The organism is Streptomyces flavusporus (assembly GCF_046267975.1).
Lineage (GTDB): Bacteria > Actinomycetota > Actinomycetes > Streptomycetales > Streptomycetaceae > Streptomyces > Streptomyces flavusporus.
In genome coordinates this window covers 9,609,376-9,635,374 of the sequence record NZ_CP176503.1, presented here as the reverse complement: position 1 = coordinate 9,635,374, position 25,999 = coordinate 9,609,376, and the positions used below count along the sequence as shown (strand labels likewise).

Here is a 25,999-nt window from a genome sequence, read left to right as displayed (position 1 = left end):
TGTGATCGAGTCATGATCGCCTCCGGGGGAACCGGTGCGCGGCGCTCGCAGGAGGGAGAGCTCGTTCAGGAGGCTCCGACTGCTGCGGATCTGACGGCGGGCACCTGTCGCGCAACGCCTCGAGACGGATTCGAAGCGTCGCTGCGAGCTGGTCGGCCGCGGCGAGCTGGGCCGGCGTGAGGGGACTGATGAACAGCTCACGGACGACACGCAGATGGGGCAGGGATGCGCGCCGGAACGCTTCGGCGCCCTCCGGTGCCAGGACCACTTCGGCGCCTCGACTGTCGGTGGCACATTCTTCGCGCCGAATGAGCCCGCGCCGTTCCATGCGACCGAGGTGGTGCGAGAGGCGGCTGCGCTGCCAGCCGATGCCGGCGGCCAGTTCGGAGGAGCGCAGCCGGCGCCCGTCCGCTTCTTGCAGTGCCAGGAGCACGGCGTAGTCGCCCGGCGACAGAGTGGACTCGCTCTGTAGGCGTGACGTGAGCTCCGAGCGGAGTGCCTCGGTCGTTTCGATGAAGTCGCGCCAGATCCGCAGTTCCTCGGTGGTGGGCAGTGCTTTGCGTCGCTCGTTCATCACTTCATCCTCCTGAGTTGACACGTCAATTAGATTAGGACAATCATTGACGCGTCAACCACCCCGGCGGCCATTCAGCCACCGGGTATCGGGACAGGAGAAGCCCATGACGGCCACAGACTTCGAACTGGGCCTCAACTCGTTCGGAGAGGTCGCGACCGATCACGGCCGCACACTGAGCGATGCCGAGACCGTTCGGCTGCTCGTCGAGGAGGCGAAGCTCGCCGAAGCCGTGGGGCTCGACGTGTTCAGCGTCGGCGAGCACTACCGCGAGGGCCACAACGACAGCGCCACGCCCGTGCTGCTCGCCGCGATCGCCACCGCCACGGAACGTATCGGGCTCGGCACCTCGGTGACCGTACTGAGCACCAACGATCCGGTGCGGCTGTACCACGAGTTCTCCACTCTGGACGCCGTGTCGAACGGCCGCGCCCAGCTCGTGCTGGGCCGGGCATCGGCCACCGAATCGTTCCCCCTGTTCGGCTACGACCTCGCGGACTACGAGGAGCTGTTCGAGGAGAAACTCGACCTGTTCATGCGCCTTCAGCGCGAGGAGGCGGTGACCTGGTCGGGGAAGGTCCGGGCTCCGCTCGTCGAGCAGCGGCTGCGTCCCCGGATGCGATCCGGTGGCATCCCCACGTGGATCGGTGTCGGCGGCAGTCCGAACTCCGCGGTCCGCGCCGCCCGCTACGGCCTGCCGCTCATGATGGCCATCATCGGCGGCCGCCCCCAGCGCTTCGCCGGCCTCGTCGACCTCTACCACCGGTCACTCGACCAGCTCGGGCACCCCAGGCAACCGGTCGGTCAGCACTCGCTGGGTCTCATCGCGGACACCGACGAGGAGGCCGCCGAGACCTGGTGGCAGTACTGGCAGCCGGTCGTGACCCGACTCGCGGAGGAACGAGGGTTCTACAAGCCGACCCGCGAACGCTACGCGGCGGAGATCGAGACGGGCGCCCTCTTCGTCGGCTCCCCCGAGACCGTCGCCCGCAAGATCGCCACCATGGCCCGCGACCTGCATCTCAACCGTTTCGACCTCAAATACGACGTCCTGAACCTGCCCCGCGAAGCCCGTGCCCGCACGATCGAGCTACTGGGCCGCGAAGTCGCCCCGCGGGTGCGGGAACTGCTTGCGAAGGAGCCCACTCATGTCTGATCTCGTCTTCGGTCTGGACACGTTCGGCGATGTGCCGGAAGACGACTCCGGTAACCCGGTGTCCGACGCACGGGCCATCCGGCAGGTCGTCGACGAGGCCGTTCTCGCGGAGGAGGTCGGTGTCGACGTCCTCGCCCTCGGTGAACACCACCGTCCGGAGTTCGCGATCTCGACTCCGGAGACCGTCCTCGCCGGCATCGCCACGCGCACCAACCGTATCCGTCTCGCTTCCGGCGTGACCGTGCTGAGCTCCGACGATCCCGTCCGCGTCTTCCAGCGGTTCTCGACCGTGGACGCACTGTCGAACGGCCGGGCCGAGGTGATCCTCGGGCGCGGCTCCTTCACCGAGTCGTTCCCGCTCTTCGGATACGACCTGAGCGACTACGACGTGCTGTTCGAGGAGAAGATCGAGCTCTTCGCCAAGCTGCTGGAGGAGAAGCCGGTCACCTGGAGCGGCACCAAGCGGGCTCCGCTGGAGAACGCCGACGTCTTCCCCAAGACCGAGTTCGGGCACCTGACCACGTGGGTCGGTGTCGGCGGTTCGCCCCAGTCGGTCATCCGCACCGCGCACTACGGCTTCCCGCTCATGATCGCCATCATCGGCGGCAGCCCCGAACGCTTCGCGCCCTACATCGACCTCTACGAGCGTGCCACCGACAAGTTCGGCACGACCGCTCATCCGGTCGGGATGCACTCGCCGGGCTTCATCGCCGACACGGACGCGGAGGCCCGGGAGCTGCACTGGCCGCACTACAAGGTCATCCGGGACCGCATCGGCGCGCTGCGAGGCTGGCCGCCGGTCCGCAAGGAGGAGTACGAGAGCGAGATCGAGCACGGCTCCCTGTACATCGGCTCACCCGAGACGGTCGCCCGCAAGATGGCGCGCGCCATCAAGGCGCTCGGCATGGGCCGGTTCGACCTCATCTACACCACGGGGGCGCAGCCGGTCAGCGCACGGCTGCGCGCCGTCGAGCTGTACGGCACGAAGGTCGTCCCGATGGTCCGCGACATCCTCGCAGGCTGACGCCATGAACGGAGAAGACATGGACACCGCGGACGTGCGCACGGTCGGCATCCTGGGCGCGGGGAAGGCCGGCACTGTGCTGGCGCGACTGGCCCTGGCGGCCGGCTACCGCGTCCTCATCGCCGGATCGGGCGATCCCGCCGAGATCGCCCTCACCGTCGAGGTCCTCACCCCCGGCGCGGTCCCGGTCACCGCGGCGGAGGCCGCGGCGAAGGCAGACATCGCCGTCCTGGCCCTCCCCCTCGGCAAGTACCGCACCATTCCGGCAGATGCGCTGGAAGGCAAGCTCGTCATCGACGCGATGAACTACTGGTGGGAGGTCGACGGCATCCGCGAGGACCTCACCGACCCCCGCACCTCGTCGAGCGAGATCGTGCAGCAATTCCTGCACGGAGGGCGCGTGGTCAAGGCGTTCAACCACATGGGCTACCACGACCTCGAGGACGAGGCCCGGCCCACCGGAATACGTGGCCGCAAGGCGATCGCGCTCGCCGGTGACGATCCCGACGACCTCATCACCGTCGCGCACCTCGTCGACGCCTTCGGCTTCGACCCCGTCATCGCGGGCCCCCTCGCCGCAGGGGTACGGCTCGAACCGGGCACCGAGCCGTTCGGCGCCAACGTCGAGGCCGAGGAACTGCGCGCGATGCTCGACCGCTTTCCGGAATCGGAGCGCGGGCGGATTGTCGCCGACGCGCGGGCCGCTGCTTCGGCATCGACCACTGACGGGCCTGACCGCTCACTTCGAGGGCACACGATCCCGACCCATAGTTGATGCGTCATCGACCTTGCACTAATTTAAGTGACACATCAAGCAATTCGCTGTGGGGCCGCCAGGGCGGTCCGCACAACCCGATCACAAGAGGTATCTGTGAACGTCGCCCTGTGGGCTGTCGCGACCCTGCTCGCTCTGGTGTTTCTCGGCGCCGGCGCCGCCAAGCTCGCCCAGCCGAAGGAGAAGCTCCTCGCCTCACCGTCCATGGGCTGGGCCGAGAACTTCTCGCCGAGCATGATCAAGACGATCGGCCTCCTTGAGATCCTCGGCGCGCTCGGGTTGATTCTGCCCGCGGCGGTGGACATCACCCCGGACCTGGTTCCGCTGGCCGCGTCCGGCCTGGCACTGACCATGTTCGGCGCCGGCATCACGCACATGCGGCGTGGGGAGGCCCAGTCGGTCGTCGTGAACGTAGTCCTCCTTGCCCTTTCCGTCTTCGTGGCCTGGGGCCGGTTCGGGCCGCACTCTTTCTGACGGCAACCGGCCTACGCCCTGGCTCCCGTCGTCCAGTCCGGGGCACCTCGGCGTCATCCCCGCCCAACACCTCCCTCACACTTCCTGAACGTCCGTTCAGGAGAGCACAACCCACCACACTGTTAAGGGAATTTCCTGTCGGGCACCTCGCCGTACCAGGACAGCAACCCGGCCGTCCAAGCCAGCTTCCCGACGGCGTTCTGATGACCGGCATCACCCGCCTGGCGAACGAGGCATCGGAGGCGATGTTCCGGGCCCAGGCGACCCTCGCGCGCGACCGCGCGCCGGTCGCCGCAGCCCCGGCCGCCACCGCCCATCACTTGAAAGCACCCTCGAGGATTCCCACAAGGGACACCGCATGAGCGACCCCACCCCCGCCTCGACTCCGGTGACGATCGCCGTCATCAACGCCGGCGTCAGCGACCCGTCCTCGACCCGGCTGCTCGCCGACCGCATCGCCCAGAAGACAGTCGACACCCTCCGGGCGTCAGGCACGACGGCGACCGTGCGCTCGATCGATCTCGGTCCTCTCGCCACGGACATTGCGCAGGGCATCGTCTCCGGCATGCCCAACCCGAAGGTGCAGTCGGCCATGGAGCTGCTCGCCCGAGCCGACGCGGTCATCGCTGCCACCCCGGTCTACAAGGCAGGGATCAGCGGCCTGTTCAAGTCGTTCGCCGACCTGGTCGACAACGACCTGCTCATCGCCAGACCCGTCGTCCTCGCGGCGACGGGCGGAAGCGCACGACACGCCATGGTCGTCGACGAGCAGCTCCGGCCGTTGTTCGCGTTCCTCCGGGCGATCCCGATGCCGACCTCCCTGTATGCCGCACCCGAGGACTGGGGATCGACCGACCTCGGCAAGCGCATCGCCCGAGCCGCCCAGGAGCTCTCCGTCATGCTGCGCAGCGGAGCCGGCCGGCAGATCGCCGACAGCAACTGGGACGGCTACCAGCACCAGTTCGGCGGCAACGCCACACGCGCGCAACGGTTCCTGGACGACGTCGACTTCACCACCGACCTCATGCGACTCGCCACCGGCGGAAGCGCACTCCCTCAAGGTGGTGACCAGGCCGATGCACGCTGACGCAACCGCTCCGGCACGGGGACAAACGGAACCCGAGCGAGGAGCAGGTGGGCGCGCGACGGTGGTGGTCATAGGCGGCGGGCAGTCGGGGCTCTCGGCCGGCTACCACCTCAAGCGGCGCGGCTTCACCAGCGCCGTGACAGACCCTGACGGTGACCGGACCTTCGTGGTGCTCGACGCCGAACCGGCGGCCGGCGGGGCGTGGAGGCACCGCTGGGAGTCGCTGCGGATGAACACCGTGAACGGCATCTTCGACCTGCCCGACTTTCCGCAACCGCCCGTCGACCCCGACGAGCCCAGTCGCCTGGCGGTGCCGCGTTACTTCGCCACCTTCGAACAGGCGACCGATCTGCCGATCCTGCGGCCGGTGACCGTCACCGCTGTACGGCGCGTGGACGCCCGGCCCGACGGAGAGCTGGCGGTGGACTCCAGCGCAGGGACATGGACCGCCCGGGCGGTCATCAACGCGACCGGCACCTGGACCAACCCCGTCCGTCCCCACTACCCGGGGCAGGAGGCTTTCACCGGCATCCAGGTACACACCCACGACTACGTCTCGGCCGACCAGTTTGCCGGCCTGCGGGTCGCCATCGTCGGCGGCGGTATCTCGGCACTCCAGCAACTGGAGGAGATCTCACGGGTGGCCACCACGTTCTGGTACACACGTCGCGAACCCGTCTTCCGTGAGGGGGGGTTCGAACCCGAGGTCGAAGGCCGACAGATCATCGCCAAGGTCGCCGCCGACGTCGAAGCGGGCCGGCCCACCGGCAGCGTGGTCTCCTACACCGACTTGGCCTGGACTCCGTACGCGCTGGCGGCGATGGAGCGCGGGGCCCTCGAGCGACGTCCCATGTTCACCGCCATCGAACCCGGCGGCGTCTGTGAGGCGGACGGTTCCTTCACGCCTGTCGACGCGATCCTGTGGGCCACGGGTTTCAAGGCCGCCCTGGCGCACCTGGAGCCTCTGGGGCTGCGTAACGAACTCGGCGGGATCACGATGCGCGGCACCCAGGTGGCCGGCGAACCACGCGTGCACCTGGTCGGCTTCGGACCGTCCCAGTCCACCGTCGGCTCCAACCGCGCCGGCCGTCAGGCGGTCAACAACCTGCTGCGGCAGTGGAAGGCCACTTCCGCGGCGCCCGCATACGCCGGGGATGGTGCCGCTGCCGGTGAGTGAGGCTTGACGATCGGTGGCTTCCCCTCCTCCGGGGCGTCAGAGCAGTGCGAGCAGCTTCTCGGTGAACTCGTCGGTCGTCGCCGTACCGCCCAGATCGCGGGTGCGGACGTCCGGCTTGGTCAGCACGGCGGCGATGGCGTCGTTGACGTCCTGGGCAGCCTCGGGGTGGCCGAGGTGCTCGAGCATCAGGGCCGCCGAGCCGATCGCGCCGAGCGGGTTGGCGATGCCTTGGCCCGCGATGTCGGGGGCGGAGCCGTGCACCGGCTCGAACATCGACGGGTACGTGCGCTCGGGGTTGAGGCTGGCGGAGGGGGCGATGCCGATCGAGCCGGCCACGGCGGCCGCGAGGTCGCTGAGGATGTCGCCGAAGAGGTTGGAGGCGACGACCACGTCGAAGCGGGCGGGGTCGAGGACGAACTTGGCGGCCAGCGCGTCGATGCGCTCCTGATCCCAGGCGACGTCGGGGTGCCCGGCGGCCCGTTCCGCGACCCGTTCGTCCCAGAACGGCATGGTGTGGATGATGCCGTTGGACTTGGTGGCGGAGGTCGGCTTCCCGCGGCGGCGGGCGAGAAGCTGGCCGTCTCCCTGGCCGCCTACTGGTGGGCCCAGCGCAGCGGCTTCCGCACCGAACAGCTGGACCGGGCGCTGGCGGAGGACTACCCGTCGGTCGCCGCGCCTACCTATCAGGCCGGCGCACGGCCGAAGGGCTGAGCCCACGCACCAGTGGGACGACTCAGCCGAACACCACATCCGCGAAACGGTCGATCTGGTCGGGATCCGAGGCCCAGCAGTACAGGATCACTTCGTCCGCCCCGATGCCGGCGAAAGCGGCGACGGCGTCCCGGATCGTCTTCTCCGTGGTGAGCATTCCGGCGGCCTGCTGGTCCGCGAGGCCGACGCCGGTGTAGTAGCGCCGGATGTCGGCTTGCGCCTCGGCGATCACCGAGGCGTCCCCCAGGGCGGCGTTGGCCTGGGCGACCAGCCGGGGGCGGCCGGAGCGCCCGTGCTTGTCCCAGGCCTTCTCCACGTCGCGGAACAACGCGTCCATGCCCGCGGCGGGCACGCCGGCCCCGAGGAAACCGTCACCCCAGCGCCCGACGCGATCGATCATGGCCGGCACGAAGCCGCCGAACAGCACTTCAGGCCCGCCAGGGCTGACGGGCGGCGGCCCGACCGGCCCGATCCCCTCGCCATACGGCTGGCCGGCCCAGGTCCGCCGCAGCAGCTCCATCTGCTCATTGAGCCGGCTCCCACGCCGCCGCATGCCGACCCCCGCTGCCAGGAAGTCGTCCTCACGCACTCCGACGCCGATGCCGAGAGTGAACCGCCCACCCGAGAGACGGTCGAGCGTGGCGGTCTGCTTGGCGAGGATCGCGGTGTTGTAGTTCGGGACGAGCAGGACTTCGCTCTGGACGCGGATCCGGTTCGTGACGGCGGCGACGGCGGACAGGGTGAGCAGGGTGTCGGGATTGTCGTAGACGAGCCGGTCGGCAAGAGCGAGCGTGCTGAAGGGGCTCGCGTCTGCGCGCCGGGCCCAGGTCATCAGGTCGGCTTTGTGATCGATCGGAAGGCCGAGGCCTGTCTTCATGGGGACCACTCCTATGTGTGATGGGGGAGGGGGGTGACAACTGCCTGGCAGGCGGTTCCCGCCGACCGAGGTCCGCGGCATCGTCCCGCGCCGCTAGCGCACCGAGTTGGTGCTGCCGCGGCGCACGATCTGTTGCTATCGCTGTGAGGACCGCGCGGGACTGCTGCGGGCGTACGCCCCGACGGTTCAAGCCGACGCCAATTCGATGTTGACGAATCAACTATTCGATGAGATGGGGGGCAGTGGTGGCCGAACTGGCCGTCGGGGCGACCGCCAGGCCCGTCACGGCGACGGCCGTGAGTCTCACGGCCAGGGTTGCGGTGCGTGCAGTACGACGGTGGGCACGCATGGGTCCTCCTACCGGCACACGAAGATGATTCATCAACTAGTAATGGACATTACCCTTACCGGAGGCAACACGTCCGCAAGACGTGACTTTCAGACGACTTCGACGCGCCCGACCCTCGCAGCTCACAGCCGCCTCGGTGATGCTCGGCGTGGGCATCGAGGCCCCGACCATGCACGGCTTCCGCGTCTCCTTCCTGATCGCAACCGCGCCATGGCCGTCGTCCTGCTCCTGGCCCTCTTCCTGCCCCGGTAGCGCCCCGCATCCCGACCGCCCTCTCAGTGAACGGCTCGGACCATGCGCACTGGGGCAAAGGCGCAGGTGAGGTGGCCGAGCACCTACCCGCTCCGCTCGCCTTGCCATCCGGTGGCCCCCGGACCATCGTGGATGGTGCCTGCACCCGCGGCAGGAGAGTTCAGGAAGGCACCATGGACGGATTCCGCAAGCTGGTCGACCGGCGCGCTTGCCGGCTGACCAGCGTTGATGCAGACATGGCCGCGACCGTCGCCGTGACGGACCGGGACGGTCGGGTGACCTGCTGGAGCAGCCAGGCGGAGGAACTGCTCGGATACACCGCGGCTGAGATCATCGGCAGGCCGGTGACCGATCTGCTTGCGGCCGACGACACGGTCCTGCACCGCGACGGCCACCCGCTGGATGTCCAAGTGCACCTGCGTCCACTGCTGGACGCCAAGGGGGAGACAGGGTTCCTGCTGACGGCACAGCGCCGGGCGAACAGCGCAGAGCAGCCCGCGGGTGACGCACTGGTGCAGTGCGCATTCGACCAACTCCCCATCCCCTTCGCACTGTACGACCGCGAGGCCCGGCTGCAGCAGATCAACCAGGCAATGACCAGGACCGGCGGATACCACGGGAAGGAGGTCCACGGGAAGTTGCTCAGCGAGTTCCTCCACCCGGAAGCGTACGAGGACGTCGAGCGGCGGATCTTCCGGGTGCTCGAGAGCGGGAAGCCGGAGTCCTTCGAGCCCTTCGTCCGAGCGCCGGGCGAGCCGAGGGCGCACGCCTGGGCCATAGACGTCTTCCCGCTCAGGGACGCGGCCGGCCGGACGCAGGGGGCGGGCCTGGCGGCGTCCGACTACTCCCAGCAGTACGACTCCCGGGAACGGCTCGCGCTGCTGAGCGAGGCCCGCACCCGGATCGGCACCAGCCTGGAGGTGGCCGGCACCGCCCAGGAGCTCGCCGAGGTCGCCGTGCCCCGCTTCGCCGACGTCGTCGCGGTCGACCTGCTCGAGCCCGTCTCCCGAGGTGACCTGCCCGCGCCCGTCCTCACCGGCCCGGTCCTGCTGCGCAGGGCGGCGCTCCGGACTGCGTCCCCGATCGCCTGGGACCGCCCCGCTCCGGGTGAGTTCAGCAGCCATCCGGCCTCCTCCCCCATCGCCCGGTGCCTGAGCACCGGCCGGGCGGTACTGCACCGCCTCGCGGATCCCGAGGTCGTCCGCTGGTTCACCGAGGATCCGGTCCAGGGGGCGCAGGCCCGCGCGTGCGGGGCGCACTCACTGATCGCGGTGCCCATCCGCGCCCGCGGCGCCATCCTCGGCACGGCCCTGTTCGTCAGGTACGCCACGACCCGTGACCGCTTCGGCCCCGACTGTCTCGCCGTCACGGAGGACCTGGTCGCCCGGGCCGCGATCTGCCTGGACAACGCCCGCCGGTTCACCCACGAGCGCGACATCGCGCTGGCGCTGCAGCGCGCCTTGCTCCCCCACGGCCTGACAGCACACCAGGCAGCCGAGACGGCCGCCCGCTACCTGCCCGCCGGCGGCGGCGCCCAGGCCGGCGGCGACTGGTTCGACGTGATCGACCTACCCGGAGCGCGCATCGGCCTGGTGGTCGGCGACGTCGTCGGCCACGGCATCAACGCCTCGGCCACCATGGGCAGGCTCCGCACCGCGGTCCGAACCCTCGCCGACATCGACCTGCCCCCCGACGAACTCCTCACCCACCTCGACGACATCGTCAGCCACGCCGACGACGAGCAGGGGGCGGATGCCACCGCTGAGATCCCCGGCGATGTCGGCGCCCGTTGCCTGTATGCCGTCTACGACCCGCTCTCCGGCACCTGCACCCTGGCCCGCGCCGGCCACCCCGCCCCGATGCTGGTCCACCCGGACGGCACCAGCACCGTCGTCGACCTGCCCCTCGGCCCTCCGCTGGGCCTGGGCAGCCTGCCCTTCGAGGCGAGCGAGATCACCCTGCCCGAAGGCAGCCTGCTGGCCCTGTTCACCGACGGCCTCGTCACCAGCCGGGACCACGACATCGACGAACGACTGTCCGCCCTGCGTCATACCCTCGCCCAGCCCACCGCCTCGCTCGACACGCTGTGCGACACCGTCCTGGACACACTGCACCCCGAACCGCACACCGACGACATCGCCCTGCTCCTGGCCCGCACCCGCATCCTCGAGGACGAGCATGTCGCCTCCTGGGACGTCCCCCTCGACCCCGCGGCCGTCGCCGACGCACGCCGACGCGCGGGCGACCAACTGGCCGCCTGGGGGTTGGAAGAGGCCGCGTTCATCACGGAACTGGTCGTCAGCGAACTGGTCACCAACGCCATCCGGTACGCCAGCGGCCCGATCCGCCTGACCCTGATCAAGAACGAGACACTGATCTGCGAGGTCTCCGACGGCAGCAGCACCAGCCCCCACCTGCGCCGCGCCCGCGTCTACGATGAGGGCGGCCGCGGCCTGTACATGGTCGCCGAACTCACCCAACGCTGGGGTACCCGCTACATCCGCGAGGGCAAGACCATCTGGGCAGAGCAACTCATCCCCACACCAGAGGAGCGTGTACCGGTAACGGGCGGCACATCGGCTACTGCCGTGCGCTCATCCGGGTTGCCGCCGACCTGAGCGTTCCAGAAAGGGAGTTGGGCTGATGCACGCGATTCGTCGAGGTGCCCTCCTTTTTTCGTGCTCTTCGAGGACGAGCCCGTGAACTGTTCGAACAACTAATGACGCCGCAGTGTGCCCGGCCAGCCACACTCGTACAGGGCTGACGTCCGCAGATCAGTCGTGGGTCGGATAGTCGGTGTAGCCGCGCTGGTCACCGCCGTAGAAGGTGGTGGGGTCCGGGGTGCTGAACGGGCCACCGGCGGCGAGCCGCTTGGGCAGGTCGGGGTTGGCCAGGAACAGGCTGCCGTAGGCGATCAGGTCGGCGATGCCGTCCTCGATCAGCTGCAGCTCCTCCGGGCCCGTGGGGCGCGGGGCGGTGGCGGGGTTGAGGATGTAGGTGGCCGGCCACTGCTTGCGCAGACGGACAGTCAGGTCGCGAACCCCGGGGACCTCCATCTGGTGCAGGTAGGCCAGACCCAACGGGGCGAGAGCGTCCACCAGCGCAGCGTAGGTCTCTTCCCGGTCCGCCGGGTCGGACTCGTCGATGTCCTGCAGGGGGGCTCCGGGAGAGAGGCGGAAGCCGACCTTGTCCGGGCCGATGGCCTCGGCGACGGCCTTGGCGGCCTCCACGGCGAACCGGATGCGAGCCTGCGGCGAACCGCCCCAACCGTCGGTGCGCTGGTTGGAGTTCGGGGCGAGGAACTGGTGGATTAGGTAGCCGTTGGCGCCGTGCAGCTCCACACCGTCGAAGCCGGCCTCGATCGCGTTGCGCGCGGCGGAGACGAAGTCGGCGATCGTCTCGAAGATCCCGGCCTCGGTGAGCTCCTTCGGCGTCACGAAGTCCTTCGGACCCTCGTGCGTGTAAACCTGGCCCTTGGCCGCGACCGCGGACGGGCCGACCGGCGTGAGGCCCATCAGACTCGGGTGGCCCACCCGGCCGGTGTGCATCAGCTGCAGGTAGATCACACCGCCCTCGGCGTGCACGGCGTCGGTCACCTTGCGCCAGGCCTCGACCTGCTCGGCGGAGTGGACACCCGGCGTGTCCGGGTAGCCCTGGCCGACCACCGACGGCTGGACGCCCTCCGTGACGATCAGACCGGCACTCGCCCGCTGCGCGTAGTAGGTGGCCATCAGATCGGTCGCGCACTGCCCATCCCCGTACGCACGGCTGCGGGTCATCGGAGCCATCACGATGCGGTTGGCCAGGCGCTTGCCGTTGAGGTCGTAGGGCTGGAAGGCCGTCGACATGATCACGTCCTTGTCTCAGAGCGGGCCACCCTTTCCGGCAGCCCATGACGGATGAGCGCTGATCGCGCCGTTTACTGTCCGAACAAGTAAATCGCATGAATCGATCCCGTCGCACCAGTGATCCACGTCACCTCACCCCTCCTGCGCCTTGCCAACACGGGCCGCACCCCCACAGCCCTCGGGTTCACAGCGGAGCGGTAAGCTTTCCTTGCTCAACCAACTTCAGACCGCGCAGCGAGGAAGACATGAGCCAGCCGGAAAGCACGGGCACCAGTCGGTCCACCGCAGCCGAGACCACGGCGTCGGCGGACGCACCCACGCCGCTGCCGTGTTCCGTCGCCGCCCGCACCGTCAGTCACGCGATCTTCCGCGTGGGGCGCCTGCACCGCATGCTCGCCGGACAGCTGCTGCGCCGCGTCGGCCTCCATGTCGGCCAGGAACTGGTCATGCTGCAGCTGTGGGACCGTGGCCCCCAGCGCCAGACCGACCTCGTCCGCCTGGTCGGTTCGGACGCCGCCACGATGACCCGCACGATTCAACGCCTGGAGAACGCGGGCTTCGTCCGCCGCCGCCCCTCCCCCGGCGACAAGCGGGTCACCATCGTCGAACCCACGGCCGCCAGCAACGCCCTGCGGCATGAGGTGGAGCGCGTATGGCTCGATCTCGAGGCCAGCGTCGTCGACGGACTGTCCCCCGACGAACAGGCCGAAGCCCTCGAGGTCCTGGCCCGGATCGAAGACAACCTCGCGCGGGCCACGGCCACGGCGCAGCACGCCTGAGGGACCGCACCGCGCAGCCAGTGGTCGATCTCCGGCACGGCTTCGGCGTAGAGTCCCTCGTTGCCTTTGAAGTGGTGCGCGAGCAGTCCGTGCCGACAAGGGGCTGGGGAGGGAAACATGCTGGAGGCAGTGGGGCTGTCGGTCGCCGAGACGGATGTGTACCGCGCGCTCGTCGTCGCCGTCACGGCGTCGGCGGGCGAGGTGTCCACGGCGACGGGACTCGACGCCCGGACCGCCGAGCGGTTGCTCGGCGCACTGGAGGAGAAGGGGCTGGCCCGCAGGGTGGAGGGGACCTCGGGACGGTTCGCCGCCAACCCGCCCGACGTGACCCTGCTGCCGCAGCTCGAACGCCGCGCCGACGAGCTCGGCAAGGCCCGCGCGGCCGTGTCCGAACTGATGGAGACCTACCGGCGCAACGCCTGGATCCGCGACGCGGGTGAGGTGGTCGAGTTCGTCACCGGGGCCGGGGCGTTGCGCCAGCGGCTGAGGCAGGTTCAGGACAGCGCACGCGAAGAGCTGCTGTGGTTCTGCAGGGCGCAGTACGTCGCCATGCCGTCCGGCACGAACCAGGCCGAGTTCGACGCCCTGGCGCGCGGCGTAAGCTACCGGGTCCTGTACGAGCAGGCCTACTTCGACGACACCGGCGGAATGGAGAACATCGTCAGGGCGGTGCGGGCCGGGGAGGCCGCGCGTACGGTGCCGACATTGCCACTGCGGATGGCGATCGCCGACCGGTGCGTGGCGATCTGCCCGTTGGCACCGGCCGGGCCGGCGGGTGACCCGCGTGAGGTGACGGCGGTCGTCGTGCGGGGCAGCAGTCTGCTGGAAGCACTTGTCGCGCTGTTCGAGCGGTACTGGGACATCGGGGCTCCGCTGCGGGTGACTCCGGAAGGCCGGATCGGCGCTCACGTGCTGGAATCCGATGCCGACTCGCTGACGATCGACGACCAGCGCCTGCTGTCCCTGATGGTCGCGGGCATCACGGACGAGTCGATCGCCGGGCAGATGGGCATCAGCAGACGCACCGTCCAGCGCCGCATCCAGCACCTGATGACCATCGCCGGTGTCGCGAGCCGGATGCAGCTCGGCTGGCAGGCCGCGCGCCGCAACTGGGTCTGAGCCGGGAAGAGTTCGGAGAACAGCGGTGCGGCCGACGATCTTCGCCGGCCGCACCGCCGCTGACGTTGGCGCTTCAGCCCTGCTGCAGGTAGGCCCGTGTCACGGTCTGCCGCACACTGTTGCCGGCGGCGTCCCGGGCGGTGACCCGCAGCGTCACGTACGCGTCGCCGCGCACGCCGGACGGCCGTGTGACGGTCGCCTCGTAGGCGCCTGCCCCTCTGTCACGCAGCGAGGCACGGCTCCAGGTACGACCGTCGTCGTACGACGCCTCGACCCGCATCACCACGCCCTTCGGTGCGGCCAGCCCGTCCTGGGCGCGGACCGCAAGCCGAACGGCATGCGTACGGCCGGACTTGACCTCGTTGCGCTCGTCCACCGGAACGTCGTAGTCGAGCTGGAGCAGCGGGAGCAGCTTCGCCTCGCCGCCGGCCGCGGACCGGAACGACCAGGACGTCTCGGTCTCGGTGCCGTACGCCCACTCCTGCGACGTCCGGCTGGTCGACAGGTCCAGCCGGTAGTCGGCCGCCCCGGCGGGCACCTCGAAGTCCGTCCAGGCGCTGCCCGCCTCGGCGATCTTCTTGCCGTCGCGGAAAAGGACCGCCTTCGCCGTGTCGCCCTGCTGGGAGGCGCCGGCGCCCGTGCCGACGCCGCCACCGTCGCCCGAATTCTCGAGCTTGCGTGACCAGTGTCCGGACGTCGAGTCGGTGAACTCCGGTATGCGCAGGGCGAGGACGTTGCCGTCGCGGACGGAGGCGAGGCCGGAGCCGCGCGGGATCGACGGACGCACGACCGATTCGTTCCAGGTCTCCCGCAGCTGCTCACCGGCACGGTAGGTGCGCGGGGCGCTGCGCATCCCGACCGTCAGTTCGCGGTCCTGGCTGATGGTCTCGTGGTGCACCCTGTGCTCCCAGGCGGTGTCCCCCGCCGAGACGTACTCGGTGCGCTCGAAGCCCGTCGGGACGAACCGGGAGTACTGGAGCCAGGCGAAATCCTGGTACGGACGGCGGGCGAACCGCTGCTCGGACGCCCACGGCGTACCGCCGTTGTCGGCGTACGTGGTGCGGATGACGGCGCTGTTGTCCTCCGTGACGGTGTGCACCACCTTGTTGGGGATGCGCTGCGAGGAGACCTGCATGACGTCGTACAGGTAAGGGCTGCGGGCCGTGCCCGTGAAGTGCACGTGTGTCCTGCGGTCCTCGATACGGGCCAGCAACTTGGCGCCCGCGTCGGCGCCGATCCTGACGGTGGGCAGCGCCCAGCGGTCGCCGTCGGGCTCCCAACGGGTCCACGGCTGGTTGCTGAAGTGGACGAGGGCCACGGCCGCGACCCCGGCCTCGGCGGCCTTCATCAGCATGTCCGGCTCGTTGATGTTGTCGCGGTTGGTCACCACGGCGAGCTTGCCGCGGGCGCGGTCGAAGCGCGGCGCGGAGGCATCCCCCGCGTCGACGGCGGTCAGGCGCCGGCCCCGGTCGTCGAAGAGCGGGGACTGCGACATGTAGTAGGCCTGAAGGTCGATGCCGGACCCGGGTACCTCCGCCCGGAGCAGCGGTGCGACGAGCTGCCAGCGGGAGGCGAACTCGAAGGTTCCGTCGGTGACTTCGGCGGTGGGGCTGACGTAGATCCGTCGGGCGCTGTCGAAGTACATGACGCCCTGCGTCAGACCGACACCGTCGATCTCACGGTGCATCTGGTAGTGCACGATGCCGCGCTGTTCCGCCGGCCGCGGGGTGCGGATCTCCACCTTGGTGGTCTTGCGCTCGTCCAGCGTGACCGCCATGTCCTTGGTCACCTTCACCTCGGGAAGGATCACATGGCGCAGCTCCGAGCCGTCCGATGCGATGGAGGGAAGATCGAGCTGGTAGGTGCCTTCCTCGAGCTCGGCGATGCCCCGGTCCTCGTCGGTGTACCGGACGAACCCGTCGGTCCCCCAGATGTTGGGCAGCGCGCCGGAGCGGTTGCCCTTGCGGTCGTAGGTGGTGACCGTCAGGCGGTGGACGGGGCCCTTGACCAGCAGGCTCAGTGTGGTGTGGACCTTTACCTTGCCGTCGGCGGAAGTGGCGGTCGCATAGCCGTAGTAGGCGCCCCGCTGGAGGCGGGAGGGGTCGACCGTCACGGGCACTTCGACGGTCTGGCCCGCCGCGACCCGCAGCGAATCCGTGCCGGGGCGCACCGCGCCCTCGGCGGCCTCGCGACCCCCGGTGGTGGCCAGCCGGACGTCGAGGCCGAGCGTGAGGTCCTCGCCGGAGTGGTTGGTGTAGCGGATCTTCGTCGAGCGGGGGCTGCCGTTACCGGTCTCGTACGTGCCGAGGGCGACGGTGCCGGTCGCAGTCAGCGGTCCCACTACGACGGCGGCCACGTCGACCCTGCCACCACCCTGTTCGGTGACCTTCTGGCCGGGGATCGTACGGGAGGTGCTCACCAGCGCGTCCTTCAGCCGCTCCGGGCCCCAGTCCGGGTGCCGCTGGGCGAGCAGGGCCGCGACGCCCGCGACATGCGGGGCGGCCATCGACGTACCGGACGCCGCGACGTACTGCGCGTCAACCGGGTGACCCATCGTCGTGCCGGCCGCACGTGCCGCCACGATCCCGACTCCGGGCGCGGTCACATCGGGCTTGACGGCCTTGTCCCCGGCGCGCGGGCCCCGGCTGGAGAACGAGGCGAGGACATCGGCTCGGTCGACCGCGCCGACGGTGAGGGCCGCGTCCGCGGCGCCGGGCGAGCCGACGGTGCTCTGCCCCTGCTCACCGGCGTTGCCCGCCGCCACCACGAAGAGCGCGCCGGTGCTCTCGGTCAGCGCGTTGAGGGCCAGGCTCATCGGGTCCTGGCCGTCGCTGGCGCCCTCCGAGCCGAGGCTCATGTTGACCACCTCGGCGCCCTGGGCAGCCGCCCACTCCATACCGGCGACGACCTGGGACTCGGTGCCGTAGCCGTCGTCGCCGAGAACCTTGCCGATCAGCAGGTCGGCGTCCGGTGCCACGCCCTTGCGGATGCCGCCGGACGCGGCGCCGCTGCCGGCGACGATCGAGGCCACGTGGGTGCCGTGACCGAAGGCGTCGTTGGTGCCGGAGCTGCCGGAGAAGTCCTCGGCCTTGGCGATACGGCCGACCAGGTCGGGATGGGACGCGTCGGCGCCGGTGTCCAGGACCGCGACCTTGACGGACTCGCCCCGCAGCCCGGCCTCCCATGCGGCGGGGGTCCCGATCTGGGCGGTGCTCCTGTCCAAGGAGGGACGGACGCGGCTGTCCAGCCACACCTTGGGCGTGCCCTGGGCACGGGCGTCGTCCCGCGAACCCCCGGAAGCCAGGTGCTTCCAGAATGTGCCGAGGTCGTTCTCGGCGACCCGGAGCGACATCGCCCCGATGCTGTCGAGCCGGTGCGCGGGTGCGCCGTCGTCGGCGAGGCGGGTGAGCCGGCTCATGGTGCCGTCCGCCACGTCCTTGCCCTGCTCCACGATCAGCGGCAGCGCGTCGGTGTGCGCTTCGTCGTACTGCTGGGAGACGAGCGCGGTCACATCGAACAGTTCGCGGTCCAGCCGTCCGGTGGCGACCAGGTCCGAGGCGTCCGACGGAATGACCGACAGATGCCCGTCCTGCTCGATGGTGCGGAACAGCACTCCCCGTCGCCCGGTGCCGGGCTCGACGGAGGCTGTGCTCCTGCCCGCGGCATCCGTGGTGACCGTGACCCGGTCACCGGTGATCAGCCGCACGGTCGCGGTCTTCCCCATGGCGGCGGCTCCGGACGGCGCCGCATCCGCGGCGCCGGTCCGTGCCGATACCGGTGGCACGGCGCCGGCGCTCAGCACGAGCCCCAAGGCCGTCGCCACCAGTAGGCGGGTTCTTTTCATTCGGTCCAAGCCCTTCCACTCAGCGCGAAAAGGTGTTCACGCGCTGGACAGAATCCGGTCAGGAAGGGAGACCTGTCACTCAATTCGCGTGGCAGGGATGGGCCTTGTCCCAATGACGACACAGGCGCAGGACATCACGGCAACGGCGGCCGGGAGTTGCGCGGACGCAGCAACGCGTTGCCGTTGCTTCACGCAGCTGCAAACACGGCTGGGGAGCCTGGAGCTCGAACCCCGGTGAACCCATGGGGTAACCGCACTGGCCGGGGTTCGCCTACCGGTGCTCGGGGTTTTCGTAGTCGCGGCGGCAGCCGGCGTCCCAGGCGGTGCGCTGGTTGCCGTAGGCGGGGATGCCACCCAGATCCTTCAGCGCCCGGGCCAGGTGCAGAAGATTCCAGGTCATGAAGGTGGTGTTGCGATTGGTGAAGTCGTTCTGCGGGCCGCCCGATCCGGGGTCGAGATAGGAGGGGCCGGGCCCGGCCTCGCCGATCCATCCGGCGTCCGCCTGGGGAGGGATCGTGTAGCCCAGGTGCTGCATGCTGTAGAGGACGTTCATGGCGCAGTGCTTGACGCCGTCCTCGTTCCCGGTGATCAGGCAGCCGCCGACACGTCCGTAATACGCGTACTGGCCCCTGTCGTTGAGCAGGCTGGAACAGGCATAGAGGCGTTCGATCACCTTCTTCATCACCGAGCTGTTGTCACCGAGCCAGATGGGGCCGGCCAGCACGAGGATGTCGGCCGCCATGACCTGCTCGTACAGCTGCGGCCATGCGTCTGTCTGCCAGCCGTGCTCCGTCATGTCGGGCCAGACGCCGGTGGCGATGTCGTGATCGACGGCCCGCAGGACGTCGACCCGCACGCCCTGTGCGTCCATGATGGCGGTGCTGCGGTCGATCAGTCCCTGGGTGTTGCTCGGCTCCGGTGACCGCTTGAGGGTGCAGTTGATCACCAGCGCGCGCAGGTCGTCGTAGCGGGCCGGCGCTGTGTCGGCAGCGGGTGACGAAGCGGTCACACGGTCCTCCCGTGAAGCACCGACCACCGTGCCGTTCACAGTGGCGCATTGTCGTCCATCTTGTGGCCGGGCCCCGGCTGCCACCACAGCAGTGCCGCCGAACGAACAGGTCGAGGACGTTCGGTGCACCATGGAAGAGGGGTCCACGCTCGGCTACGTCGTTTGCCGTCTCGATTGATCAGGATCGTGTCAGGAGGACGGAATGTACCGCTCGAGTGAGGGGCTGTACGAGCGGATCCGTCCTGCCCGGCGGGCGTGCCCGGCCGTGTCGGTGCGGACGTCGACTCGGCTGTACCGAGCGAGCCGGACCAGGCGCTCGTGATGGCAGGCGAGAAGGGAGGGAAAGAATCGAGGTTGCCGCACCTCCCCGACCTGCATGTGCGTCTGCGTACCGAGCTGGGACGGATCGACGACGAACTGCGCTCCCTGCTCGACGCCATGGACCGACTGCAGGGCCTGCTGGATGCCGTGGTGGCCATCAGCCGGGAGGTGGAGCTGCCTGCGGTGCTGCAACGTATCGTGACCACCGCCATGGACCTGGTCGGCGCCCGTTACGGGGCGCTGGGCGTACTGGACGAGTCCGGAGAGCGCGTGGAGCAGTTCATCACTGCCGGCCTGTCCGAGCAGGAACGCGCTGATCTGGCCGGGACCGACTTTCCTCGCGGTCTGGGTGTTCTCGGGCACCTGATCCGCCACCCCGAGCCGCTGCGCGTCGACGGCATCTCGGCTCATCCGTCCTCCGTCGGGTTCCCGCCCGGCCACCCGCACTTGCGCACCTTGCTCGGCGTCGCCATCAGTGTTCGCGGCGAGATCTACGGTGACCTCTACCTGTCCGAGCGGCTCGACGAACAGCCCTTCGACGTCCACGACGAGAACGTCGTCGTTGCCCTGGCCAGCGCCGCCGCCATCGCGATCGAAAATGTCCGCCTGTTCGAACGGGTTCGGCACGGAGCCGAGCAGTTCCAGCGGCTTCTGTTGCCGACGCTGCCCGACCTGCGGCCTTTCACCGCCGCCGCCGTCTATCGGCCCGCTGCCGAGCCCAGTCGACTCGGCGGGGACTGGTACGACGCCGTCCCGCTGCCCGAGAACGTTGTGGCCGTCGTCATCGGTGACGTGGTCGGCCACGATCTGCACGCCGCGGCCGCCATGGCCTCCACCCGTAACATGCTGCGCGCCCTGCTGTTCGACCGGGGCAATCCGCCGGGCGCGATCCTTGCCCAGCTCGACCGCACCCTGCAGGCCATCACGCACAATCCCGTCACGACCACCACCCTGGCGCGCATCGAACCGGAGGCTCCGGGTTGGCGACTCCACTGGAGCACCGCGGGGCACGTCCCACCGCTGCTGATCACCCCTGAACGCGGAGCGGAATATCTCTTTGCCGAGCCCGGGCTGCCGCTCGGGGTCGACCCCGAGCAGCCCCGCCCCGACCACTCGCACTTCCTGCCCCAGGACGCCACCGTGGTCTTCTTCACCGACGGGCTGATCGAGCATCCTGACCACCCCATCGACGAGAGTCTGAACGAGCTCGCCGAGCTCGCCACCGGGTATGCCGCCCTGCCCCTGCAGGAGTTCGTTCAAGCACTGGCCGATCACCATCCCAGCGACGGTCACGACGACATGGCCGTGCTCGCCCTGCGCACCCCGCAGACCTGAGCCCCGAGTCTGCCGACGCCGTAGCGGTGCCGTGGAGGAGCCGGGGGATCCGACGGATGATGGAGTTCGGTGACTGATGCGGAGGTCGCCCCATGACTGTCGCGCGGCATGAACGGCTCCGGCGCGGTGGCGTGACTGCTCTGGAGATCTGCGCCGTTGCCGGTTTGTATTACGGCTCGGCCAAACTGGGACTGTTCCAGCAGCTGGTGCGCGGCCAGGTCACCCCGCTGTGGCCACCGACCGGGGTCGCCCTGGCGGCCCTGCTCCTCCGCGGCCCACGGATCTGGCCCGGGATCGCACTCGGCGCGTTCCTGGTCAACGTCTCGCTCGGGCCGTCGATCCCGGCCGTGCTCGCGATCGTGGCGGGCAATACCCTCGCACCCGTCGCCTCGTACATGCTGCTCCGCCGTACGGGATTCCGGAGCGAAATGGACCGTTTGCGGGATGCGCTGGCACTGATCTTTCTCGGTGCGTTCACCGGGATGCTCATCAGCGCCACGGCAGGCAGCGGGACCCTGGTCCTTGCCGGTGTGCTGAGCGCCGACGAGTTCTGGCCGACGTGGTCGGTCTGGTGGACCGGCGACGCGATGGGTGTCCTGGTGGTCGCGCCGGTCCTGCTTGTCCTCCGCTCGGCACACTGGCCGAGGAATGTGCGGCCGTCCCGTTGGGTGGAGGGACTGCTGCTTCTGGCAGCCGTTGTCTGCGTCGGCTTCCTCGAGATCCACAGCACGCCGCTGCTGTTCCTCGGCTTCCCGGTGCTGATCTGGGCGGCCTTCCGCTTCCAACTGGCCGGGGCCGCGCCCTGCGCACTGGCCGTGTCGACCTTTGCGATCATCGCCGCTGCCCATGGGTCAGGCCCGTTCGCCGGTCATGACCTGCTCACCAACATGATCACTCTGCAGGCGTTCAACGGTTCCGCCTCGCTGACCGCGCTGCTGCTCGGGGCCGCGGTCAGCGAGCGCAACCAGACCCACAAGGAGATCGAGCGGGCCTGCGCACAGCTCGCCGACATGGTGACGGAGATCGCCGCCGGCCGCCGCCGCCCGACGCTCCGCGACGGCGAGGGCGAGGGCGAGGGCGAGAAGGAAAAGAAGGGCGGACGAACCCCACGACCGGCGTGATCAGTCGACACGGGGTCTTCCTACGGGGCGAGCCCGGCCCGCTCGCAGGCGGACCGGAGTTCCCGCGTGCAGATCTGGTCGATGGTGTACACGCCGTCCTTGACGAGTGTCTGCTTGATGTTGTCGACCGTCACGGCGCGCGGAGTGAGCAGGACGGACGGGATGTGCTTCTTGGTGGGGCTGTCCGTCGTCGTTGTGGCGACTTCCTGGAGTTCCTCACCGCGCCCCAGGGCGACGGCCATGGCGGCGGCTGCGGCGGCTTGCGCCCTGAAGGATTTGTACACCGTCATGTACTGCTCGCCCTTGACGATGCGTCGCACGGCGTCGAGGTCGGCGTCCTGACCGGTGACGGGCGGAAGGTCCCTGACACCGGCCTTCTTGAGAGCGGAGATGACGCCTGCGGCTATCGTGTCGTTGGCCGCCAGGACGCCGCCGATCCGGTCCGGGCCCAGAGCAGCGATGGCCGCGTCCATGTTGGCGTGAGCGTTGTCCGTGCTCCAGCCCACCGTGTCGTACGACCTGCCGATCTTGACCGTGCCCTTGAGTACGGACAGCGCGCCCCTCCTGTACCACGCCGCATTGGGGCTGGTCGGATCGCCGTTCATCATGACGACGTTCCCGCCGTCCGCCCTGTCGCCCATGGCCGTCAGGAGCGCCTCACCCTGGAGCCTGCCGACCTGCCCACCGTCGAAACTGACATAGCCCGAGATCGGGCCCTCGGCGAGCCGGTCATAGGCGATGACCTGTACGCCCGCCTCGTGCGCCTCCTGGATCGACGAGCGCAGCGCTCTGGTGTCGGTGGCATCGAGGATCATGACCCTGACGCCCTTGGTGATCATGGACATCATCTGTTGCCGCTGCCTTGCAGCGTCGTTCTCGGCGTTGGCGTACTCCATGGTGCAGCGGGGACACAGCTGCTTCAGCCGCTGCTCGATCAGCGGCTTGTCCGAGTGCTCCCAGCGGGGCACCGCTCGGCTCGGGAGCAGCAGACCGACGCGGAAACTGTCCGTGCCCGCGTCGTCGTCTCCTGCGCAGGCGGCCAGGGACATCGTCATGAGTCCCGCGACGAGTGCCGCGACGGCGCGCCGCACACGGGTACTCATGGCAGACCTCCTCGTTCCGTCGGGAGGTCCGAGTCCGAGGGAGCCGGCTCACTCCGGGGCACAGCGATCTCGCTCCACACCTGCTTGCCGCCGGCCACCGGCACCGAACCGAAGGACTCCGACATCGCCTCGACCAGGAGCAGGCCTCGGCCGCCGGTCGATTCCCAGTCCACGATCACCGGCTTGGCGGGCGCACGCGGCGAGGCATCGTTGACGCTGACGCGCAGCCGGTCCCCGCGGAGTATCAGGTCGACGTGGACCGGACCGCCGGTGTGCACCAGGGCGTTGGTGACCAGTTCGGACACGACCAGCAGCACCGCATCGGCTTCTTCTTCGACCTTCCACCGACGCAGCGTGCGCGCGGTGAAACGGCGGGCGTGCATCACCGCGTCGGGCAGCCGCCACACCGCCCAGCCGGCCCGTATCGGCCGGGTCTTCATGCCGTCGTAGCGCAGCAGCAACAGCGCCACGTCGTCCTCACGACGGCCGATGTCGCCGAGCAGTTCGTCGGCCATCCTCCCCGGATCCGCCGGATCAGCGGCACCGAGCGCGGTGCGCGTCCGCTGCAGACCCTCGTCCAGGGGCAGGTCAGCGGCCTCGACCAGGCCGTCGGTGACCAGGGCGAGTACCGTGCCGGGGGCCAGTGCGCATGCGGTCATGGGGTACTCCGCCTCCGCGATGATGCCCAGCGGGGGCCCGCCCTCGACGTGCACCTCCTCGGTACGGCCGTCGGGATGGCGTACCAGCGGTGGGAGGTGCCCGGCCCGGACGAACAGGACGTTGCCTTCCTCCATGTCCAGTTCGGCATAGCAGCAGGTGGCGAACAGGTCGGTCTCCATACCGACGAGCAGGCGGTTGGCATGTGAGACGACCACGTCGGGCGGGTGGCCCTCCACCGCGTAGGCCCGGACCGCGGTACGCATCTGACCCATGATCGTCGCGGCTCCGGCGCTGTGTCCTTGCACGTCACCGATGACCAGCGCCACGCGTTCCTCGGAGAGGTCGATGACGTCGTACCAGTCACCGCCCACCTGCAGCCCCCGCCTGGCGGGCAGATAGCGGGCCACGGCCGTCCCCCCGGGCAGCACGGGGAGGCGCCGGGGCAGCAGACTGCGCTGCAGCATCGTCGCGAGTTCCTGCTCGGCGTCGTGCTCGTGCGCACGCTTGAGGGCCTGACCGACCAGCGCCGCGGTGGCGGTCAGCAGGGACCGCTCCTCGGGAACGAACTCGTGCGGCCGGTCCCAGCCGACCAGGCACACGCCTGCGACCCGGCCCTTGGCAGGGAGCGGCAGGACGGCCAGACCTCCGGTGCCGATCCCTGCGAGTCCGGGTTCGAAGGCCGTCCCGGCGGGCCACAGATCCACACGTCCGTCCCGCAGGGCCAACTGAAGTGTGGGCAACGCGCTGACCGGTGCGTCGGGCCACTCCGAACGCCACTGGGGACGCCATATCTCCGGCCAGGCGGCGGGCTGCGGCGGGTCGAGCAAGGTGACCATGAGCCGGTCGTCCTGCAAGTCGGCGAGCGCCACCCGGTCGGCGCCCAGCGGCTCACGCAGCGCGGTGACCATCACCCGGCTGACGTCACGAACGGTTGCCGCATCGTCGAGTGCGGCAGTCAGCCACTGGATCCTGGACACGTCGTCGTCGCCCCGCCGCTGGACCGAGGTCGCCGTCACCACGCCCAGCACCTGCTCCGGCCGGTCGTCCGCGCTCGCCACCACCCGGCTGCTCAGGCTGAGCCAGCGGATTTCACCAGTGGAGCAGCGGACACGGAACTCCAGCTCCCGCCGGACCGACGGCTGGGTGGACGGCTCCAGTACCGACATCAGCGCGTGCATGTCCTCCGGGAAGGCATGCGCGAGCAGGGTCTCCGCCTTGCCGTCGAAGTCGTCCGGCGCGATGCCGACCAGCTCCAGCAGGGTCTCATCCGCCTCGATCAGGCCCGTGTCCGGCACCAGGACGAAGGAGCCGACACGCAGACTCCGCAGGGCGGGAGCGAGCAGCGACGACGGCGTGGTGCGGTCGGTCCCGGCCTGGAGCACGCCGACGACGGCGTCAGCGTAGCGCTCCAGGAATCGCCGTTGCTCGGCGTCGAAGCCGCCCGGGGAACTCCCCAGGACGACGAGGCAGCCCAGCCGCGTACTTCCCGTCCGGAGCGGCAGCGCGCCGAGCGACGCCTCCGCCGGCGACGGTGCCGGCCCGCCTGCGAAGTAGGAGGCGAGTTCGGCGGAGTTCAGCCACAGAGGCCGGTCGGCGCGGAAGGCGTGCGCCGCAGGTGAGTCACCGGACAGGGGCAAGGACTCCGGCAGCCGGTAACGGGAAGGGGCGCATCCGGCCGTCTCCACCAACCGAAGCTCTTCGCTCCCGATACCGGGCACATAGACCGCTGCCAGCTCCGCCGCGGCGAACGTCAGGGCCTGATCGCTCATGGCGGCCGCCGGCTCCGGAGGCGGAGAACCTGTGCCTGCGGCGCCGGTCCCGGATGCCCGCAGCTCCGTGGCGCCGGCCCGGGCAGGGCCGTCATGAGGCATGTCCGCCACCTACCTCCCGTCCATGCCGCAGATGCCGACAAGCTCGGGGCAGTCACGTTCCAGAATCGCATATGCGGACCAACCGGACAGATTCCCTTGACTGCCATCGTGGCAGGCCTGGCCGCCCAGGTCACCGGTCCCAGCGCGGGTGCCCTGCGTCGAGCAGCAATGGCCGTTTCCCCTGCGTTCGCAGATCACCGCAGCCGGTGTCACACTGACGACGTGGCCGTCTCGCCACTTCCACGTGGTGCTTTCACGTACGCGTGGCATGACGAGGAGGCCGGATGTCGTCATGCTCGAAGAGGTAGCCGCCGGTGCCGGGCTGGTCGGGCCGAGGCCCCACCCCGCCGGGGTGGGCGATGTCGCTCTGCGACCGCCCGAGCCGTTCCCTGCCGAGGTGGCGATCCGACTCAGCGAGGCCTGTCCGATCGGGCCCTCCACCGTGCGGCCCGACCGAGTCGCGGACGAACCTCGGCGCCGCGATGCACACGCGTCGATGCCCCACGCGCGCGGCATATGCCGGTGGGGCGCGG

20 protein-coding genes and 1 pseudogene are annotated in these 25,999 nt (G+C 69.7%); 13 read left to right on the top strand and 8 right to left on the bottom strand.

Annotated elements, in window-relative coordinates:
• Positions 1-10: 10 nt before the first annotated feature.
• On the bottom strand, positions 11-574 hold the full coding sequence (locus tag ACKTSN_RS45420; RefSeq protein ID WP_409474414.1) for a MarR family winged helix-turn-helix transcriptional regulator: 564 nt from the start codon (positions 572-574) through the stop codon (positions 11-13).
• Between the two features lie 106 nt (positions 575-680).
• Here ACKTSN_RS45420 and ACKTSN_RS45415 point away from each other — a divergent pair, with 106 nt between their 5' ends.
• From ACKTSN_RS45415 to ACKTSN_RS45385, 7 genes are all read left to right on the top strand, one after another.
• A complete protein-coding gene (locus ACKTSN_RS45415) occupies positions 681-1,730 on the top strand; it encodes an LLM class flavin-dependent oxidoreductase (protein WP_409474413.1) in 1,050 nt (349 codons plus the stop codon).
• A complete protein-coding gene (locus ACKTSN_RS45410; RefSeq protein ID WP_409474412.1) occupies positions 1,723-2,754 on the top strand; it encodes an LLM class flavin-dependent oxidoreductase in 1,032 nt (343 codons plus the stop codon). The genes ACKTSN_RS45415 and ACKTSN_RS45410 overlap by 8 nt, the downstream gene beginning before the upstream one ends.
• 4 nt (positions 2,755-2,758) lie before the next feature.
• On the top strand, positions 2,759-3,529 hold the full coding sequence (locus ACKTSN_RS45405) for an NADPH-dependent F420 reductase (RefSeq protein WP_409474411.1): 771 nt from the start codon (positions 2,759-2,761) through the stop codon (positions 3,527-3,529).
• A gap of 96 nt (positions 3,530-3,625) precedes the next feature.
• Complete coding sequence (locus ACKTSN_RS45400; RefSeq protein WP_409474410.1) at positions 3,626-4,003, top strand: DoxX family protein; 378 nt, start codon at positions 3,626-3,628, stop codon at positions 4,001-4,003.
• Positions 4,004-4,206: 203 nt separating this feature from the next.
• Positions 4,207-4,365, top strand: coding sequence for a hypothetical protein (locus tag ACKTSN_RS45395; RefSeq protein ID WP_409474409.1), 159 nt, complete (start codon positions 4,207-4,209; stop codon positions 4,363-4,365).
• Positions 4,362-5,090, top strand: a complete 729-nt coding sequence (locus ACKTSN_RS45390; RefSeq protein WP_409474408.1) for a CE1759 family FMN reductase — start codon at positions 4,362-4,364, stop codon at positions 5,088-5,090. The genes ACKTSN_RS45395 and ACKTSN_RS45390 overlap by 4 nt, the downstream gene beginning before the upstream one ends.
• A 61-nt stretch (positions 5,091-5,151) precedes the next feature.
• Positions 5,152-6,267, top strand: coding sequence for a flavin-containing monooxygenase (locus ACKTSN_RS45385; RefSeq protein ID WP_409474407.1), 1,116 nt, complete (start codon positions 5,152-5,154; stop codon positions 6,265-6,267).
• A gap of 36 nt (positions 6,268-6,303) precedes the next feature.
• On the opposite strand, the pseudogene ACKTSN_RS45380 reads toward ACKTSN_RS45385, so the two are convergent.
• A pseudogene (locus tag ACKTSN_RS45380) lies at positions 6,304-6,840 on the bottom strand (isocitrate/isopropylmalate family dehydrogenase); the annotation flags it as partial.
• Here ACKTSN_RS45380 and ACKTSN_RS45375 point away from each other — a divergent pair.
• Complete coding sequence (locus ACKTSN_RS45375; RefSeq protein WP_409475139.1) at positions 6,781-6,978, top strand: hypothetical protein; 198 nt, start codon at positions 6,781-6,783, stop codon at positions 6,976-6,978. The pseudogene ACKTSN_RS45380 and the gene ACKTSN_RS45375 sit on opposite strands and share 60 nt — an antisense overlap.
• Before the next feature lie 22 nt (positions 6,979-7,000).
• Here ACKTSN_RS45375 and ACKTSN_RS45370 read toward each other — a convergent pair whose 3' ends face one another.
• Complete coding sequence (locus tag ACKTSN_RS45370) at positions 7,001-7,855, bottom strand: LLM class flavin-dependent oxidoreductase (protein ID WP_409474406.1); 855 nt, start codon at positions 7,853-7,855, stop codon at positions 7,001-7,003.
• A gap of 774 nt (positions 7,856-8,629) precedes the next feature.
• Here ACKTSN_RS45370 and ACKTSN_RS45365 point away from each other — a divergent pair.
• Complete coding sequence (locus ACKTSN_RS45365) at positions 8,630-11,074, top strand: SpoIIE family protein phosphatase (RefSeq protein ID WP_409474405.1); 2,445 nt, start codon at positions 8,630-8,632, stop codon at positions 11,072-11,074.
• Positions 11,075-11,230: 156 nt separating this feature from the next.
• On the opposite strand, the gene ACKTSN_RS45360 is transcribed toward ACKTSN_RS45365, so the two are convergent.
• Positions 11,231-12,304, bottom strand: a complete 1,074-nt coding sequence (locus ACKTSN_RS45360; protein WP_409474404.1) for an alkene reductase — start codon at positions 12,302-12,304, stop codon at positions 11,231-11,233.
• 245 nt (positions 12,305-12,549) lie between these two features.
• On the opposite strand from ACKTSN_RS45360, the gene ACKTSN_RS45355 reads away from it, so the two are divergent.
• Both ACKTSN_RS45355 and ACKTSN_RS45350 read left to right on the top strand, forming a co-directional pair.
• Complete coding sequence (locus ACKTSN_RS45355) at positions 12,550-13,083, top strand: MarR family winged helix-turn-helix transcriptional regulator (protein ID WP_409474403.1); 534 nt, start codon at positions 12,550-12,552, stop codon at positions 13,081-13,083.
• Positions 13,084-13,200: 117 nt separating this feature from the next.
• A complete protein-coding gene (locus ACKTSN_RS45350; RefSeq protein WP_409474402.1) occupies positions 13,201-14,202 on the top strand; it encodes a helix-turn-helix domain-containing protein in 1,002 nt (333 codons plus the stop codon).
• Between the two features lie 73 nt (positions 14,203-14,275).
• On the opposite strand, the gene ACKTSN_RS45345 is transcribed toward ACKTSN_RS45350, so the two are convergent.
• Positions 14,276-18,046: a S8 family serine peptidase gene (locus tag ACKTSN_RS45345; RefSeq protein ID WP_409474401.1), complete on the bottom strand. Its 3,771-nt coding sequence runs from the start codon at positions 18,044-18,046 to the stop codon at positions 14,276-14,278.
• Between the two features lie 271 nt (positions 18,047-18,317).
• Entirely contained in the window at positions 18,318-19,055 is a 738-nt protein-coding gene (locus ACKTSN_RS45340) for a flavodoxin family protein (protein WP_409474400.1), read from the bottom strand.
• Positions 19,056-19,376: 321 nt separating this feature from the next.
• Between ACKTSN_RS45340 and ACKTSN_RS45335 the strand changes: the two genes are divergently transcribed.
• Positions 19,377-20,711, top strand: a complete 1,335-nt coding sequence (locus tag ACKTSN_RS45335; protein WP_409475086.1) for a PP2C family protein-serine/threonine phosphatase — start codon at positions 19,377-19,379, stop codon at positions 20,709-20,711.
• Between the two features lie 92 nt (positions 20,712-20,803).
• Positions 20,804-21,832, top strand: coding sequence for an MASE1 domain-containing protein (locus ACKTSN_RS45330; RefSeq protein ID WP_409474399.1), 1,029 nt, complete (start codon positions 20,804-20,806; stop codon positions 21,830-21,832).
• A gap of 20 nt (positions 21,833-21,852) precedes the next feature.
• On the opposite strand, the gene ACKTSN_RS45325 is transcribed toward ACKTSN_RS45330, so the two are convergent.
• Both ACKTSN_RS45325 and ACKTSN_RS45320 read right to left on the bottom strand, forming a co-directional pair.
• A complete protein-coding gene (locus ACKTSN_RS45325; protein WP_409474398.1) occupies positions 21,853-22,935 on the bottom strand; it encodes a sugar ABC transporter substrate-binding protein in 1,083 nt (360 codons plus the stop codon).
• Complete coding sequence (locus ACKTSN_RS45320; protein ID WP_409474397.1) at positions 22,932-25,364, bottom strand: SpoIIE family protein phosphatase; 2,433 nt, start codon at positions 25,362-25,364, stop codon at positions 22,932-22,934. Before ACKTSN_RS45320 ends, ACKTSN_RS45325 begins: the two co-directional genes overlap by 4 nt.
• Between the last annotated feature and the right edge of the window lie 635 nt (positions 25,365-25,999).

What these genes read in the sequence shown, in the direction of transcription:
- ACKTSN_RS45420 (WP_409474414.1), bottom strand. Translation starts at nt 574, where the DNA reads ATGAACGAGCGACGCAAAGCACTGCCCACCACCGAGGAACTGCGGATC.
- ACKTSN_RS45415 (WP_409474413.1), top strand. Translation starts at nt 681, where the DNA reads ATGACGGCCACAGACTTCGAACTGGGCCTCAACTCGTTCGGAGAGGTC.
- ACKTSN_RS45410 (WP_409474412.1), top strand. Translation starts at nt 1,723, where the DNA reads ATGTCTGATCTCGTCTTCGGTCTGGACACGTTCGGCGATGTGCCGGAA.
- ACKTSN_RS45405 (WP_409474411.1), top strand. Translation starts at nt 2,759, where the DNA reads ATGAACGGAGAAGACATGGACACCGCGGACGTGCGCACGGTCGGCATC.
- ACKTSN_RS45395 (WP_409474409.1), top strand. Translation starts at nt 4,207, where the DNA reads ATGACCGGCATCACCCGCCTGGCGAACGAGGCATCGGAGGCGATGTTC.
- ACKTSN_RS45390 (WP_409474408.1), top strand. Translation starts at nt 4,362, where the DNA reads ATGAGCGACCCCACCCCCGCCTCGACTCCGGTGACGATCGCCGTCATC.
- ACKTSN_RS45370 (WP_409474406.1), bottom strand. Translation starts at nt 7,855, where the DNA reads ATGAAGACAGGCCTCGGCCTTCCGATCGATCACAAAGCCGACCTGATG.
- ACKTSN_RS45365 (WP_409474405.1), top strand. Translation starts at nt 8,630, where the DNA reads ATGGACGGATTCCGCAAGCTGGTCGACCGGCGCGCTTGCCGGCTGACC.
- ACKTSN_RS45360 (WP_409474404.1), bottom strand. Translation starts at nt 12,304, where the DNA reads ATGTCGACGGCCTTCCAGCCCTACGACCTCAACGGCAAGCGCCTGGCC.
- ACKTSN_RS45355 (WP_409474403.1), top strand. Translation starts at nt 12,550, where the DNA reads ATGAGCCAGCCGGAAAGCACGGGCACCAGTCGGTCCACCGCAGCCGAG.
- ACKTSN_RS45350 (WP_409474402.1), top strand. Translation starts at nt 13,201, where the DNA reads ATGCTGGAGGCAGTGGGGCTGTCGGTCGCCGAGACGGATGTGTACCGC.
- ACKTSN_RS45345 (WP_409474401.1), bottom strand. Translation starts at nt 18,046, where the DNA reads ATGAAAAGAACCCGCCTACTGGTGGCGACGGCCTTGGGGCTCGTGCTG.
- ACKTSN_RS45335 (WP_409475086.1), top strand. Translation starts at nt 19,377, where the DNA reads ATGGCAGGCGAGAAGGGAGGGAAAGAATCGAGGTTGCCGCACCTCCCC.
- ACKTSN_RS45330 (WP_409474399.1), top strand. Translation starts at nt 20,804, where the DNA reads ATGACTGTCGCGCGGCATGAACGGCTCCGGCGCGGTGGCGTGACTGCT.
- ACKTSN_RS45325 (WP_409474398.1), bottom strand. Translation starts at nt 22,935, where the DNA reads ATGAGTACCCGTGTGCGGCGCGCCGTCGCGGCACTCGTCGCGGGACTC.
- ACKTSN_RS45320 (WP_409474397.1), bottom strand. Translation starts at nt 25,364, where the DNA reads ATGAGCGATCAGGCCCTGACGTTCGCCGCGGCGGAGCTGGCAGCGGTC.